The sequence below is a fragment of the Pseudomonas sp. 67(2021) genome (assembly GCF_017491835.1).
Classification (GTDB): Bacteria; Pseudomonadota; Gammaproteobacteria; order Pseudomonadales; family Pseudomonadaceae; genus Aquipseudomonas; species Aquipseudomonas atacamensis.
Genome location: NZ_JAFGYL010000001.1, coordinates 536,873 through 550,102, shown reverse-complemented (window position 1 = coordinate 550,102; position 13,230 = coordinate 536,873). Strand labels below are relative to the sequence as shown.

At 61.8% G+C, this 13,230-nt stretch carries 12 protein-coding genes; 5 read left to right on the top strand and 7 right to left on the bottom strand.

What is annotated here, in order from left to right; genetic code table 11:
* Positions 1–138 precede the first annotated feature (138 nt).
* The 6 genes from J5M66_RS02515 to aspA form a co-directional block, all read right to left on the bottom strand.
* A complete protein-coding gene (locus tag J5M66_RS02515) occupies positions 139–1,233 on the bottom strand; it encodes a polyamine ABC transporter substrate-binding protein (RefSeq protein ID WP_207807588.1) in 1,095 nt (364 codons plus the stop codon).
* Positions 1,230–2,255 carry a histone deacetylase family protein gene (locus J5M66_RS02510; protein WP_197889925.1) on the bottom strand — a complete coding sequence of 342 codons (1,026 nt, stop codon included), beginning with the start codon at positions 2,253–2,255 and terminating at the stop codon, positions 1,230–1,232. The genes J5M66_RS02515 and J5M66_RS02510 overlap by 4 nt, the downstream gene beginning before the upstream one ends.
* A 155-nt stretch (positions 2,256–2,410) precedes the next feature.
* Positions 2,411–3,406: an AraC family transcriptional regulator gene (locus J5M66_RS02505; RefSeq protein WP_122880274.1), complete on the bottom strand. Its 996-nt coding sequence runs from the start codon at positions 3,404–3,406 to the stop codon at positions 2,411–2,413.
* Between the two features lie 172 nt (positions 3,407–3,578).
* Positions 3,579–4,583, bottom strand: coding sequence for an asparaginase (locus tag J5M66_RS02500; protein ID WP_207807587.1), 1,005 nt, complete (start codon positions 4,581–4,583; stop codon positions 3,579–3,581).
* A gap of 109 nt (positions 4,584–4,692) precedes the next feature.
* Positions 4,693–6,141: an alanine/glycine:cation symporter family protein gene (locus J5M66_RS02495; RefSeq protein ID WP_016772471.1), complete on the bottom strand. Its 1,449-nt coding sequence runs from the start codon at positions 6,139–6,141 to the stop codon at positions 4,693–4,695.
* Positions 6,142–6,699: 558 nt separating this feature from the next.
* Positions 6,700–8,124 (bottom strand): aspartate ammonia-lyase, encoded by a 1,425-nt coding sequence (gene aspA, locus J5M66_RS02490; RefSeq protein WP_016772472.1) that lies wholly within the window; start codon positions 8,122–8,124, stop codon positions 6,700–6,702.
* Positions 8,125–8,304: 180 nt separating this feature from the next.
* On the opposite strand from aspA, the gene J5M66_RS02485 reads away from it, so the two are divergent.
* The 5 genes from J5M66_RS02485 (at position 8,305) to J5M66_RS02465 (ending at position 12,120) form a co-directional block, all read left to right on the top strand.
* Positions 8,305–9,213, top strand: a complete 909-nt coding sequence (locus J5M66_RS02485; protein WP_024014837.1) for a LysR substrate-binding domain-containing protein — start codon at positions 8,305–8,307, stop codon at positions 9,211–9,213.
* A gap of 335 nt (positions 9,214–9,548) precedes the next feature.
* Positions 9,549–10,040 (top strand): 5-(carboxyamino)imidazole ribonucleotide mutase, encoded by a 492-nt coding sequence (gene purE, locus J5M66_RS02480; protein WP_007920220.1) that lies wholly within the window; start codon positions 9,549–9,551, stop codon positions 10,038–10,040.
* 10 nt (positions 10,041–10,050) lie between these two features.
* Complete coding sequence (locus J5M66_RS02475) at positions 10,051–11,133, top strand: 5-(carboxyamino)imidazole ribonucleotide synthase (RefSeq protein ID WP_073470876.1); 1,083 nt, start codon at positions 10,051–10,053, stop codon at positions 11,131–11,133.
* A gap of 111 nt (positions 11,134–11,244) precedes the next feature.
* The gene (locus J5M66_RS02470; protein WP_016772475.1) at positions 11,245–11,490 is read left to right on the top strand and encodes a GlsB/YeaQ/YmgE family stress response membrane protein; all 246 of its coding nucleotides are present in this window, start codon (positions 11,245–11,247) and stop codon (positions 11,488–11,490) included.
* 93 nt (positions 11,491–11,583) lie between these two features.
* Positions 11,584–12,120, top strand: coding sequence for a DUF3299 domain-containing protein (locus tag J5M66_RS02465; RefSeq protein ID WP_016772476.1), 537 nt, complete (start codon positions 11,584–11,586; stop codon positions 12,118–12,120).
* 183 nt (positions 12,121–12,303) lie between these two features.
* On the opposite strand, the gene J5M66_RS02460 is transcribed toward J5M66_RS02465, so the two are convergent.
* Entirely contained in the window at positions 12,304–13,203 is a 900-nt protein-coding gene (locus tag J5M66_RS02460) for a D-hexose-6-phosphate mutarotase (RefSeq protein ID WP_207807586.1), read from the bottom strand.
* Positions 13,204–13,230 lie beyond the last annotated feature (27 nt).

Below are 13,230 nucleotides of genomic sequence, written 5' to 3'. Positions count from 1 at the left end.
GGTTTCCTGCTCTGTCGGGACGCCGCGAGGGCGGCGGAGCAGGGCAAGTTAAAAGGCGCGACAGCGACCCGTGCGGTAGATAAAGCTGCCAGGCAAAAAAAGACCCGCCTCGGCGGGTCTTCGGCAAACGAGCCGGTTTCAGGTCCCGGACTTGATTTTCGTCCAGGCCCGCGTGCGTGCGCGTTCGGCATCCCGAGGCAGCGGCTGCAAGGTGTAGAGCGTGCTCATTGCCGCATCGGTCGGGTACAGGTTCGGGTTGTTGCGAATGGCCGGATCGACCAGGCCGGTGGCATCCTTGTTCGGGTTCGGATACCCGACAAAGTCGCTGACCGGGGCAATCACCGCAGGTTGCAGCAGATAGTTGATGAAGGTGTAGGCGTCCTCGGTGTTCTTCGCACCCTTGGGAATCGCGAGCATGTCGAACCAGATCGGCGCGCCTTCCTTGGGCAAGCGCATATCGACCACCACGCCGTTCTTCGCTTCCTTGGCGCGGTTGGCCGCCTGCGAGAAACTGCCGGAATAACCGACGGCCACGCAGATGTCACCGTTGGCGATGTCGGCCATGTATTTGGAGGAATGGAAGTACGTCACATAGGGGCGGATCTTCAGCAGCAGCGCTTCAGCCTTGGCGTAATCCGCCGGCTTCTTGCTGTTGGGGTCCAGACCCAGGTGTTGCAGGGCCAGCGGCAGAATCTCCGACGGCGAGTCGAGCAGGGCGACGCCGCACTGCTTGAGCTTGCTGATGTTTTCCTCTTTGAAGATCAGGTCCCAACTGTCCACGGGCGCGTTATCGCCCAATGCTGCCTTGATCCTGGCCGGGTTGAAGCCGATCAGGATGGTGCCGTACATGTACGGCACGGCGAACTTGTTCCCCGGATCATTGGCCTCGATCAGCTTCATCAGTTTCGGATCGAGGTGATTCCAGTTCGGCAGTTTGCTGCGATCCAGCGGCTGGAACACCCCGGCCTCGATCTGCTTGGCGAGGAACACGTTGGACGGCACCACCACGTCATAGCCGGAGTTGCCAGTAAGCAGTTTGGCCTCGAGCGCTTCGTTGGTGTCGAAGATGTCGTAGATCAGTTTGGTCTGGCTGTTCTGTGCCTTGAAGTCTTCCAGCGCCTTGGGCGTGATGTAGTCGAACCAGTTGTAGACGCGCAGGGTGCGCTCTTCGGCGTGGGCGCCAGCGCTCAGCAGGGCCGCGCACAGCGCCGAGGCGATCAGTCGCTTTTTCATTGTTCAAAACCTTCCAGCACGTTCACCGCGTTGATGCCGATTTCTTCAACGGCGTAGCCACCTTCCATGACAAACAGGGTCGGCTTGCCGAGGGCGGCGATGCGCTTGCCCATGGCCAGATAATCCGGGCTGTCGAGTTTGAACTGCGAGATCGGGTCGTCCTTGAACGTGTCGACGCCGAGGGAGACGACGATGATGTCCGCGCCATAGCGATCGATCTCGTCGCAGGCCTGATCCAGCGCCGCGCTCCACACATCCCAGCCGGAACCGGCCGGCAGTGGATAGTTGAAATTGAAACCTTCACCGGCGCCTTCGCCGCGTTCGTCGTCATAGCCGAGGAAGAATGGAAACTCCGCTTCCGGGTGGCCGTGGATCGAAGTGAACAGGACGTCGCTGCGTTCGTAGAAAATCGACTGAGTGCCGTTGCCATGGTGGTAGTCGACGTCAAGAATCGCGACTTTCTTGTGGCCCTGATCGAGAAAGGCCTGAGCGGCGATGGCGGCGTTGTTGAGGTAGCAATATCCGCCCATCAAGTCGCTGGCGGCGTGATGTCCCGGCGGACGGCACAGGGCGAAGGCCGCTCGTGCGCCACGCTGGATTTCTGCTTGTGCGGTCAGGGCCACTTGCGCTGCGCTGTAGGCCGCTTGCCAGGTACCGGCGGTAATCGGCGCGCCGCCGTCGAAGCTGTAATAACCGAGCTGGCCATGCAGGCTGGTCGGTTTGATCGCACGCAGCGTGCGCGCCGGCCAGGTGTAGGGCAGCAAGTCGCCGTCAGTGTTGAACTCGGTCCAGCGCTGCCATGCACCTTTGAAAAACTCCAGATAGTCGCGGCTGTGAATGCGCGCGATCGGCTCCAGGCCGAAATCCTTCGGCGCTTCGACCGCACCGAGGTTTTGCTTGTGCACGCGTTGCAGCACATGGTCGGCACGCGACGGCATCTCGAAGCACGGCTTGAGCTGGCCATCGATGAGTTCGCAGCGGCCATGGTGCAAGTGGTGATCGTCTGAGTAGATCGTCAGCATTTGTTGTTCTCCGCAAGGCTGGTTCGGTGGCCTTCAGTGTTGCGGCGCAAGTTGAATCGGAGAACGTCGGGAGCGGCCAAAAGGGGATCGATATGGCCAAAACCTCTGACCGCAATTCGCCCCTTGTTCATGCAGGCTCATGCCTGGAGCACACATCAATGCGGTCGGAACTGACTCGGCGCCACGCCACTCCAGCGCACAAACGCATGGCGGAAACTCGCGGTCTCGCTGAAGCCCAGCGTCTCGGCGATCCGATAGATTGGCAACTGGTCTTCACACAACATCTGCTTGGCCCGTTCGAAGCGCAGTTCATCGAGCAGTTCCTGATAGCTGCTGCCCATGTCTTTCAAATGCCGACGCAGGGTGCGCGGTGAGCACTTCATCTGCTGTGCCAGACCTTCCAGTCCCGGCGCGGCATTCAATTGTGCGCTGAGCAACTGCCGAATCCGCCCCAGCCAGGCCTGGCGTCCGGTGAACTCCAGATTCTGTTTGCGGCAGCGCTCTGCCATCGCCTGATGGGTGATCGCGTCGGCCAGCGGCAGCGGCTGCTCGAGCCAGTGGCGGTCGAAGGCGAAGGCGTTGTCCTTGGCCGAAAAGTGCAGCGGCGAGTCGAAGGGTTCGGCGTAGCTGTCGCGATAGTCCGGCGCTGCATGTTCGAAGCGCGTGGCGCGCAGCGGCAGCGGATGGCCGAGCAAGTCGTCGCAGATGACTTTCAGTGACACCAGACAGAATTCGGCGTTGAACACCGCCATCGCCGGGCTTTCACGGTAATCAGCAGCGACGAACCAGACCTGCTCGCCATCGTCTTCCAGGCTCAGTTCGAACAACGTGCCCAACAGCGCCGGATAACGGATCGCCAGACGCAAAGCGTCACCGAAGGTGGCACAGGTCAGCAGGGCGTAACCGAGCATGCCGTAACAGGACACGTGCATGCGCCGGCCCAACTCAAGGCCGATGTCACGTTTGAGCGCGACCGCGTTGGTGCAGACCTGCATCTCTTGATGGGTGGTGATGCGCGTATCGGCACGCTGCAGATCGGCCGCCACGATGCCGCTGCCAGCCAGCAGCGCCTCGCTCGACAGGCCTTCGGCCTTGAACGTGTTGAGGATCAGCGAGACCGCGTTGAGGGTGGTGAGGTGGGAGTGGAGCATGGGATCTTCCAGCCTGGAGGTGGCTGGAACGCAGCAATTTATATGCCGTACAAAAATCCCTGGTGGGAGCGAGCCTGCTCGCGAAAGCGGTGTGTCAGGCACACGAATGCCGAATGTGTCATGGCTTTCGCGAGCAGGCTCGCTCCCACAGGGGGATTTGCGTTGTGACAGATCAGCTCAGTTCGCCGCAGAGATCCAGTTCGATCAATCGTCGCACTTCCGCCGTTTCCAGCCCGGCCCCCAGCAAACCATGCAACTTGCCGAACGCCGCCTCGCGCGTCATGCCGCCACCGGACAACACGCCGACCCCACGCAAGCGGCTGCCAGCCTCGTAGATATCCAGCTCGACCCCACCTTCATGGCATTGCGTCACTGCAGCCACCACCACGCCGTTATCCCGTGCGCGGCCAAGGCTGACGAGGAACTCTGGATTGTCGCTCGGCCCGGTCCCGCTGCCGTAGCATTCCAGCACCAGACCTTGAATGCCGCTGTCGAGCAGACCGTCGAGAACCTCGGCACTGATCCCGGGAAACAGCGGCAACACCGCGACTTTCGCCAGTTGCTTCGGCTGGTTGTAGTTCAGCGCGACTGGAATCGAAGGCGCCTTCACACCACCGCCCTGACGCTCCAGGCGTTTGAACGGATGGCGGCCGAAGCTGCGCACTTTCGCGCAGCGGGTCGGCGCCAGCAGTTCACCGTGGAAGTACAAATGCACGCCCGGCGCCAGGCCCTGGCCGAGGGCGACCAGCGCGCCGCCGAGGTTTTCCCAGGCATCGCTGTCGGTCACGCCCGCCGGCAACATCGAGCCGGTGAAACACACGCGGGCATGTAGGCCGAGCAACTGAAAACTCATCGCCGCCGCGCTGTACGCCAGCGTGTCGGTGCCGTGCAGGATCAGCACGCTGTCGCAGCCTTGCACGTCCACGGCATCGACCACCGCTTCGCGCAGTTGCTGCCAGTAGGCCGGGGTCATGTTGGCGCTGTCGATCAGCGGAGACATTTCCCGAAACTGCCACTGCGGCACTACCAGCTCAGGCTGGCTGTGCAGATAGTCGCGCATCCGCGCTTCGAAACCGGACGCCGGGGCCAGCCCGTTGGCGCTGGCCTGCATGCCGATGGTGCCACCGGTGTAGAGCACCATGACGTGTTGAGCGGCGGGATAGGTCGACGAGCTCATAGGATTCTCCGAAACGATGAGGGCCTTGCAGGAGCGAGCAGGCTCGCTCCTGCAGGTTATTGCATCACAATAACTGACGGGCGCAGGGGATGCGCCCGTCATTCACCTGTCAGCGTTGCGCTGCAGGTACGCCTTGCGGCGCAGTTTCAGTCTGGCCCGCCGCTGCTGGCGGGTTCACCGGCCAGGCGTTGCGATCCAGATCCAGGTCGGCGAATTTGCTCGAATCAAACACTGGCTGTTTGACGCCGGCGCGACGCTGCTCATCGTAGTCGCGCATCACCCGCAGGCCGACCTTGAACAGCATGGCCAGGGCCACCAGGTTGACGAAGGCCAGACAGGTCATGGTGATGTCGGCGAAGGCGAACACTGTCGTCAGGTCCTGCATCGAACCCCACACCACCAGCGCCAGCACCAGGCCGCGGAACAGCATCAGCAGGGCGCGGTTGCGGCTGAGGAACTGCAAGCTGTTCTCGCCCAGGTAGTAGTTGTAGAGGATGCAGGTGAAGACGAACAGCGACAGCGCGACGCTGACGAACATGCGACCCCAGTCACCGACCACGGCAGCCAGCGAGTTCTGGGTCAGGACGATGCCGTCACCTTCGAAGCCCGGGGTGTAGAAGCCCGACAGCAGGATCAGCAGCGCGGTGCAGGTGCAGATCACGAAGGTGTCGAGGAACACGCTGAAAGCCTGGACCACGCCCTGCGCGCCCGGGTGCTTGACGGCGGCCACAGCGGCGACGTTCGGCGCACTGCCCAGGCCCGCTTCGTTGGCGAACACGCCACGCTTCACGCCCATGACAATGGCGCTGCCGAGCAGACCGGCAAAGGCCGGGTCGAGGCCGAAGGCGCTCTTGAAGATGGTTTCCAGCATGGCCGGTACGTGTTCGATCTGGGTGCCGATCACGTACAGGGTCACGCCGATGTAGGCCAGGGTCTTGATCGGTACCAGCAGGTCGGAGACCGAAGCGATGCGCTTGATCCCGCCGATAAAGGTGATGGCCAGCAGCACCGCGAGGACGATACCGGTGTGTTGCGGGTTGAAGTCAAAGGCGTTCTGCAGCGAGTGGGTCACGGTGTAGGACTGCAGGCCGATGAAGGCGAAGCCGTAGGTGACCAGCAGCAGAACGGAGAAGACTATCGCCATGCCCTTGAGCTTGAGCCCGTGCTGGATGTAATACGCCGGGCCACCACGGTACAGGCCGTCGCCATCGGCGCGCTTGTAGACCTGGGCCAGGGTGCACTCGAAGAAGCTGCTGGACATACCGACCAGTGCGGTCACCCACATCCAGAACACCGCACCCGGACCACCGAGGGTCACGGCGATGCCGACACCGGCAATGTTGCCTGCACCGACGCGGCCGGCGAGGCTGAGCATCAAGGCCTGGAACGAGCTGAGTTGCCCGGCGCTGCCTTTGAGGCTGTCGCGGAACACCGCGAACATGTGGAAGAAATGACGCAGTTGAACGAAACGCGAGCGAATCGTGAAGTAGCTACCGAGCCCGACAATGAGCACGATCAGTACTTTCCCTGAGAGGAAGTCGTTGATGACTTCGAGCATGGATTTATCCTCGCTGTTTTTTGTGGGTGCAAATGCTGGATCGGAGAAACATCGTGTTACACCGGCACGCACGCGGCACGACGGGTGAGGCGAAGGTTTCGTCCCGGATCCATATCGCGGGTTTTGTTATTAGTTCGGGTTTCGCATGGGTTATGGCCTCGTTACCGACGACCGCTCACGCGAAGAGGGGCGGCACTATACCGATCAGTGGCGCGCCCGTCTGCACGGTAGTGGTGCAAGCGACGAAACGAAGCTTTGAAACACTTGGCGTTTGTGGCGAGGGGATTTATCCCCGTTCGGCTGCGAAGCAGTCGTAAACCATTGCACGCGGTGTTTCTGGTACATCCTTAGTGTTGCTATCGGGGCCGCTTCGCAGCCCAGCGGGGATAAATCCCCTCGCCACAAGGGCTCACCTGCATATTGTTCAGTCCTCTACGTTCGGGTTTCAGGATCAAACAGTTAAAAAAAAGGGCTCGGGGACAAAATCCCCAAGCCCTCAAAAGGTGAGAGGTGTCTAGTCCCTCGACCTGGTGAGCGGTGCTACAAGTTCGCGTCGGCTCAGGCTTTGAGCGGAACCAGACGCGGGGCAATCATGTTTTCCGGGCGCAGGATGTCGGCGAGCATGGCTTCGTCGAGCAGACCTTCTTCGCGCACCAGTTCCAGCACGCCGCGGCCGCTTTCAAGGGCGATACGGGCGATGCGGGTGGCGTTTTTGTAGCCGATGTACGGGTTCAGTGCGGTGACCAGACCGATCGAATGCTCGACCAGTTCGCGGCAGCGCGCTTCGTTGGCGGTGATGCCGACGATGCAGTGCTCGCGCAGCATGTCCATGGCGCGTTGCAGCAGGCGGATCGAATCGAGGATCTTGAAAGCGATCAGCGGCTCCATCACGTTCAGTTGCAGCTGGCCGCCTTCGGCTGCCATGGTCAGCGCCAAGTCGTTACCGATGACCTGGAACGCGACCTGGTTCACGGCTTCCGGGATCACCGGGTTGACCTTGCCGGGCATGATCGAGCTGCCTGGCTGACGCGCCGGCAGGTTGATTTCATTGATGCCGGTGCGTGGGCCGCTGGACAGCAGGCGCAGGTCGTTGCAGATCTTCGACAGCTTGACCGCGGTGCGCTTGAGCATGCCGGAGAACAGCACGAAGGCGCCCATGTCGGAGGTCGCTTCGATCAGGTCGGCGGCCGGTACCAGCGGTTGGCCGCTGATCAAAGCCAGACGCTGAACAGCCAGTGCCTGATAACGCGGGTCGGCGTTGATGCCAGTGCCGATCGCGGTGCCGCCGAGGTTGACTTCGGTCAGCAGCTCCGGGGCCAGCGTCTTCAGACGCGCGAGGTCTTCGCCCATGGTGGTGGCGAACGCGCGGAATTCCTGGCCGAGGGTCATCGGCACGGCGTCTTGCAGCTGGGTACGGCCCATTTTCAGGACGTGGTCGAACTCTTTGCCCTTGGCCGCGAACGCCTGAATCAGGCTGTCGAGGCTGGCCAGCAGCGCGTCGTGACCCAGCAGCAGACCCAGACGGATCGCCGTCGGGTAGGCGTCGTTGGTCGACTGCGCCATGTTCACGTCGTCGTTCGGGTGCAGGTACTGGTATTCGCCTTTCTCGTGGCCCATCGCTTCCAGAGCAATGTTGGCGATCACTTCGTTGGCGTTCATGTTGGTAGAGGTGCCGGCGCCACCTTGAATCATGTCGACCACGAACTCTTCGTGGTAATCGCCGCGGATCAATCGGGCACAGGCTTCGCTGATGGCAGCGTGCTTGGCTTCGCTCAGGTGACCCAGCTCGCGGTTGGCGTCAGCGGCGGCCTGTTTGACCATCGCCAGGCCCACAACCAGTTTCGGGTAATGCGAAATCGGAACGCCCGAGAGGCGGAAGTTGTTCACCGCTCGCAGGGTCTGGATGCCGTAATACGCATGGGCCGGTACTTCGAGGGCGCCAAGCAGGTCGGTTTCTGTGCGGAAAGATGCAGCGGAGGACATGATAGAAATCATCTCGATAAGGACCCGGTCTGTGCCGGAACGCTGCGAATGCTAGGCTTGTGGGGATTTTTGGGCCAATGCTGTTCAGCACTGCCCTATGCACATTCGGCATAATGCCCATGTGACGCCGCCTGTGCGGCAGACGTGTGACCTGTTTTGGTGCGTGTCCGGGAGGACGTGATGAATCTGGAAAGCAAATGGCTCGAGGACTTCAGTGCCCTGGCCGCCACCCGCAGCTTCTCGCAGGCGGCCGAACGGCGCTTCGTGACCCAGCCGGCGTTCAGCCGGCGGATCCGCAGCCTCGAAGCGGCGCTGGGGCTGACCTTGGTAAATCGCTCGCGCACGCCGGTCGAACTGACGGCGGCGGGGCAGTTGTTTCTGGTGACCGCGCGCACCGTGGTCGAACAGCTCGGCGAAGTGCTGCGCCATCTGCATCATCTGGAAGGCGGGCAGGGCGAGGTGATGCAGGTGGCGGCGGCACACTCGCTGGCGCTGGGCTTTTTCCCGCGCTGGATCGCCCAGTTGCGCAACGAAGGGCTGAACATCGCCACGCGGCTGGTGGCGACCAACGTTGGCGACGCCGTGCACGCTTTGCGTGAAGGTGGCTGCGATCTGATGCTGGCGTTCTACGACCCGGATTCGGCGATGCAGATGGACCCGGAAATCTTCCCGTCGCTGCATTTGGGCCAGACCGAAATGCTGCCGGTGTGCGCGGCAGATCTGGATGGCAAACCGCTGTTCGATCTGGAAGGCGAGGCGAGCGTGCCGTTGCTGGCGTACAGCGCCGGTGCGTTTCTTGGGCGTTCGGTGAATGGATTGTTGCGCCAGCGCCAGTTGCGCTTCACCACGATCTACGAAACCGCGATGGCCGACAGCCTGAAAAGCATGGCGCTGGAAGGCCTCGGCATCGCCTGGGTGCCGCAATTGAGTGTGCGCGCCGAACTGGCTCGCGGTGAACTGGTGGTGTGCGGCGGCCCGCAGTGGCATGTGCCGCTGGAGATCCGCCTGTACCGCTGCGCCCTGGTGCGCAAGGCCAACGTGCGGTTGCTGTGGCGCAAGCTTGAAGGCGGCGCCGCACAAAGCGCTTGAAGCTGATGAAGATCGAATGTGGGAGCGAGCCTGCTCGCGAATGCGCAGTGTCAGGCCCTGAGGTATCGTCTGACACAACGCTTTCGCGAGCAGGCTCGCTCCCACAGGGGGATTTTTGCGCTGTTCTTTCGCTGACCTCAAGGTCAATAAAACCGGGCGTTTCGCTCATTTGACAGATGGTCGTTTCGGGGGCTGTTTATTGCTTTCTTTGCGGTATACTGCGCGGCCTTCGGCCGGCACGTCCGGCCATTTTTCGCACAATCAAGCCACGCAACCTGCGTGGCTTGTTGTTTTATGATGCGCCTGCGGGCGCTCCAGAGAGAAGAGGCGCGACGATGAGTGCACTGGTTGGCGTGATCATGGGCTCCAAGTCCGATTGGTCCACCCTTAGCCACACCGCCGATATGCTGGAAAAGCTCGGCATCCCGTACGAGGTCAAGGTGGTTTCCGCCCACCGCACCCCGGATCTGCTGTTCCAGTACGCCGAAGAGGCTGAAAGCCGCGGCATCGAGGTGATCATCGCCGGTGCCGGTGGCGCCGCCCACTTGCCAGGCATGTGTGCGGCCAAGACCCACCTGCCGGTGCTGGGCGTGCCGGTGCAGTCGGCCATGCTCTCGGGCGTCGATTCGCTGCTGTCGATCGTGCAGATGCCGGCGGGCATTCCGGTCGCCACCCTGGCCATCGGCAAGGCCGGCGCAATCAACGCCGCCCTGCTCTCGGCGAGCATCCTCGGCGCCAAGCACCCGCAATTTCATGCGGTACTGAAAACCTTCCGTGCCGAGCAGACAGACAGCGTCCTGGACAATCCAGACCCACGTATTGCCTGAGGTTGTTGAGATGAAGATCGGTGTAATCGGTGGCGGCCAGTTGGGTCGCATGTTGGCTCTGGCGGGCACTCCGCTGGGCATGAACTTCGCTTTTCTCGACCCTGCGCCGGACGCTTGCGCCGCTGCGTTGGGCGAACACCTGCGGGCCGATTACGGCGATCAGGATCATCTGCGCCAACTGGCCGATGAAGTCGATCTGGTGACCTTCGAATTCGAAAGCGTCCCGGCCGAAACCGTGGCGTTTCTTTCGCAATTCGTGCCGGTCTACCCGAGCGCCGAAGCCCTGCGCATTGCTCGTGACCGCTGGTTCGAAAAGAGCATGTTCAAAGACCTCGGCATTCCGACCCCGGCCTTCGCCGACATCCAGTCGCAAGCCGACCTGGACGCCGCCGTCGCTTCCATCGGTCTGCCGGCCGTGCTGAAAACCCGCACCCTGGGTTATGACGGCAAGGGTCAGAAAGTCCTGCGCAAGCCGGAAGATGTTGCCGGTACGTTCGCCGAACTGGGCAGCGTTGCCTGCCTGCTGGAGGGCTTCGTGCCATTCACCGGCGAAGTGTCGCTGATCGCCGTGCGTGCCCGCGATGGTGAAACGAAGTTCTATCCGCTGGTGCACAACACCCACGACAGCGGCATCCTCAAGCTGTCGGTGGCCAGCACCGATCACCCGTTGCAGGCGCTAGCCGAAGATTATTCCAGCCGTGTGCTCAAGCACCTCGACTACGTCGGCGTGATGGCTTTCGAGTTCTTCGAAGTCGACGGTGGCCTGAAAGCCAACGAAATCGCCCCGCGCGTGCACAACTCCGGGCACTGGACCACCGAAGGTGCCGAGTGCAGCCAGTTCGAAAACCACCTGCGTGCCGTGGCCGGCCTGCCGCTGGGTTCGACCGCCAAGGTCGGCGAGAGCGCGATGCTCAACTTCATCGGCGTAGTGCCGCCGGTGGAAAAAGTCATCGCCATCGAAGACTGCCATCTGCATCACTACGGCAAAGCTTTCAAGGCCGGACGCAAGGTCGGCCATGCCAACCTGCGCTGCGCCGATATGGCCACGCTGCAGGCGCAGATCATCAAGGTCCAAGCGCTGATCGCCGAGTAAACCAGTTTCATGTGGCCGCGGCGGAACCATTCAGGGGCCGCCGTTCTCTCATGGCAGGATGCCAAAGTCTGTCTAGGCTTTGGCATATCTACCAAATCAGAGGGAAATGCCATGGGAATTATCGGAACCATCTTTATCGGCTTGATCGTCGGCCTGCTGGCTCGGTTCCTGAAACCGGGCGATGACAGCATGGGTTGGATCATGACCATCCTGCTCGGTATCGGCGGTTCGCTGGCGGCCACCTACGGCGGCCAGGCTCTGGGCATCTATCAGGCGGGCGAGGGCGCGGGTTTCCTCGGCGCACTGGTCGGCGCTGTCGTGTTGCTGGTGATCTACGGTCTGATCAAAAAGAACTGATCGAAAGCGACAAAGCCCTCTCGGCCATCACGGCCGGGAGGGCTAGAATGCGCGGCGACTCACCGTCCATTCCTTTGCCTGCCGAGCACCTTCATGCGCCGTCTTCTGTTGACTCTCCTCTTGCTGGGCAGCTATCTCGCCCACGCCGGCGAACTGCCGGAAACCGACTGGCTGGAACTGATGCCCAAGTCGGATCAAAAGGCCCTCGAGGCCATGCCGGAAATCGACCACAACTCCCCCGAAGCCACCGGCACCTTCACCGAGAAGGGCGGGATGAAGCAGGCCAAAGGTCTGCCAGCGGTGATGTATTCGACGAAAACCGTGGCGTCGATGAACGACAAGCACATTCGCATCGGTGGTTACCCGGTGCCGCTGGAATCCGACGCCAAGGGCCGCAGCACGTTGTTCTTCCTCGTGCCGTATCCGGGCGCCTGCATCCACGTACCGCCACCGCCGCCCAATCAACTGGTGCTGGTGCGATATCCGAAGGGTTTGAAGCTGGACGATATCTACACACCGCTGTGGGTGACCGGCACACTGAAAATCGAGAAGGTCAGCAATGACCTCGCTGATGCGGCGTATGCGCTGGAGGCGGAGAAGGTGCGGGTGGTGCAGGAGGCTGACCTCTAAAGCGCGCCGCACATAAATTTGGGAGCGAGCCTTTGTGGTGAGGGGATTTATCTGTGGTGAAGGGATTTATCTGTGGCGAGGGGATTTATCCCCGCTGGACTGCGCAGCAGGCCCCAGCTTTTGATTTAAAAAAAGCGGGGGCCGCTGCGCGACCCAGCGGGGATAAATCCCCTCGCCACATTCCTAGAGCGGCGTAGCAGCTACGCTGACACCCATCGTATGGCTCGCCCCCGGCGCCAGGGTCACCAGATCATCCATCACATTCGCCGTTTCGATGCACAGCATGCGCTGCCAGCCATCGTTGTCCATGTCCGGCAGGGCGGCGGCGCGGTCGATCCATGGGTTCCAGATCACCGCAGTGCGCGAGCCGGTAGAGGTCAGCACGATGCGTCGTTCCCAGGTCGGATCAACGATGCTCAATTGCGGCGGAACGTCGAGGTAGATGCGGTCGGTCTCGCCGGCGAAATGCAGATCGCCGCTCTGGCTGGCCGTGTTCCAGTCGTCCAGGGTCTCGATGTAATTCAGCCCGGCCACGCCGTCGACATGCACATTACGCACGTCACTCACGGCGAAATAGGTGTGCAGCGCCTGACTCAGCGTGACGCTGTCAGTACCCCGGTTATGGCTGGTCAGGCTGTAATGCAGTTGATCCGCCAGATGCAGGGTCAGGGTCAGATCGACCTCATGGGGCCAGCCTGGCAGGCCACCTTCCGGGTAGGGCAGCTTGAATTCGACCTTGATGCCGTCAGCCTCTGATTCGATGTTGCCCAACTCCCAGTCCATCGCCCGCACCAGACCGTGCGCGGGGGCCGGTTGCTCGCCGGTGTACATGGCCTGCACGCTGCTCGGATTGCGTTCGAATTTGCCGAACCACGGCCAGCACACCGGCACGCCGGCGCGGATGCTCTTGCCGGTCTTGAACTCGGCCTTGTCGTTGAGCCAGATGATCGGCGGCTGGCCGTCGATCTGATAACTGAGGATGTGCGCGCCTTGCTGGGCCACCAGCACTTCGGCCTTGCCGTGGCGGATGCGCCAGCAGTTCAGTTCATCCTGTTTCACGGCTTCAACGTTGGGCGTGTTCATGGGCAACTCTCGATCAGACACTGGGGA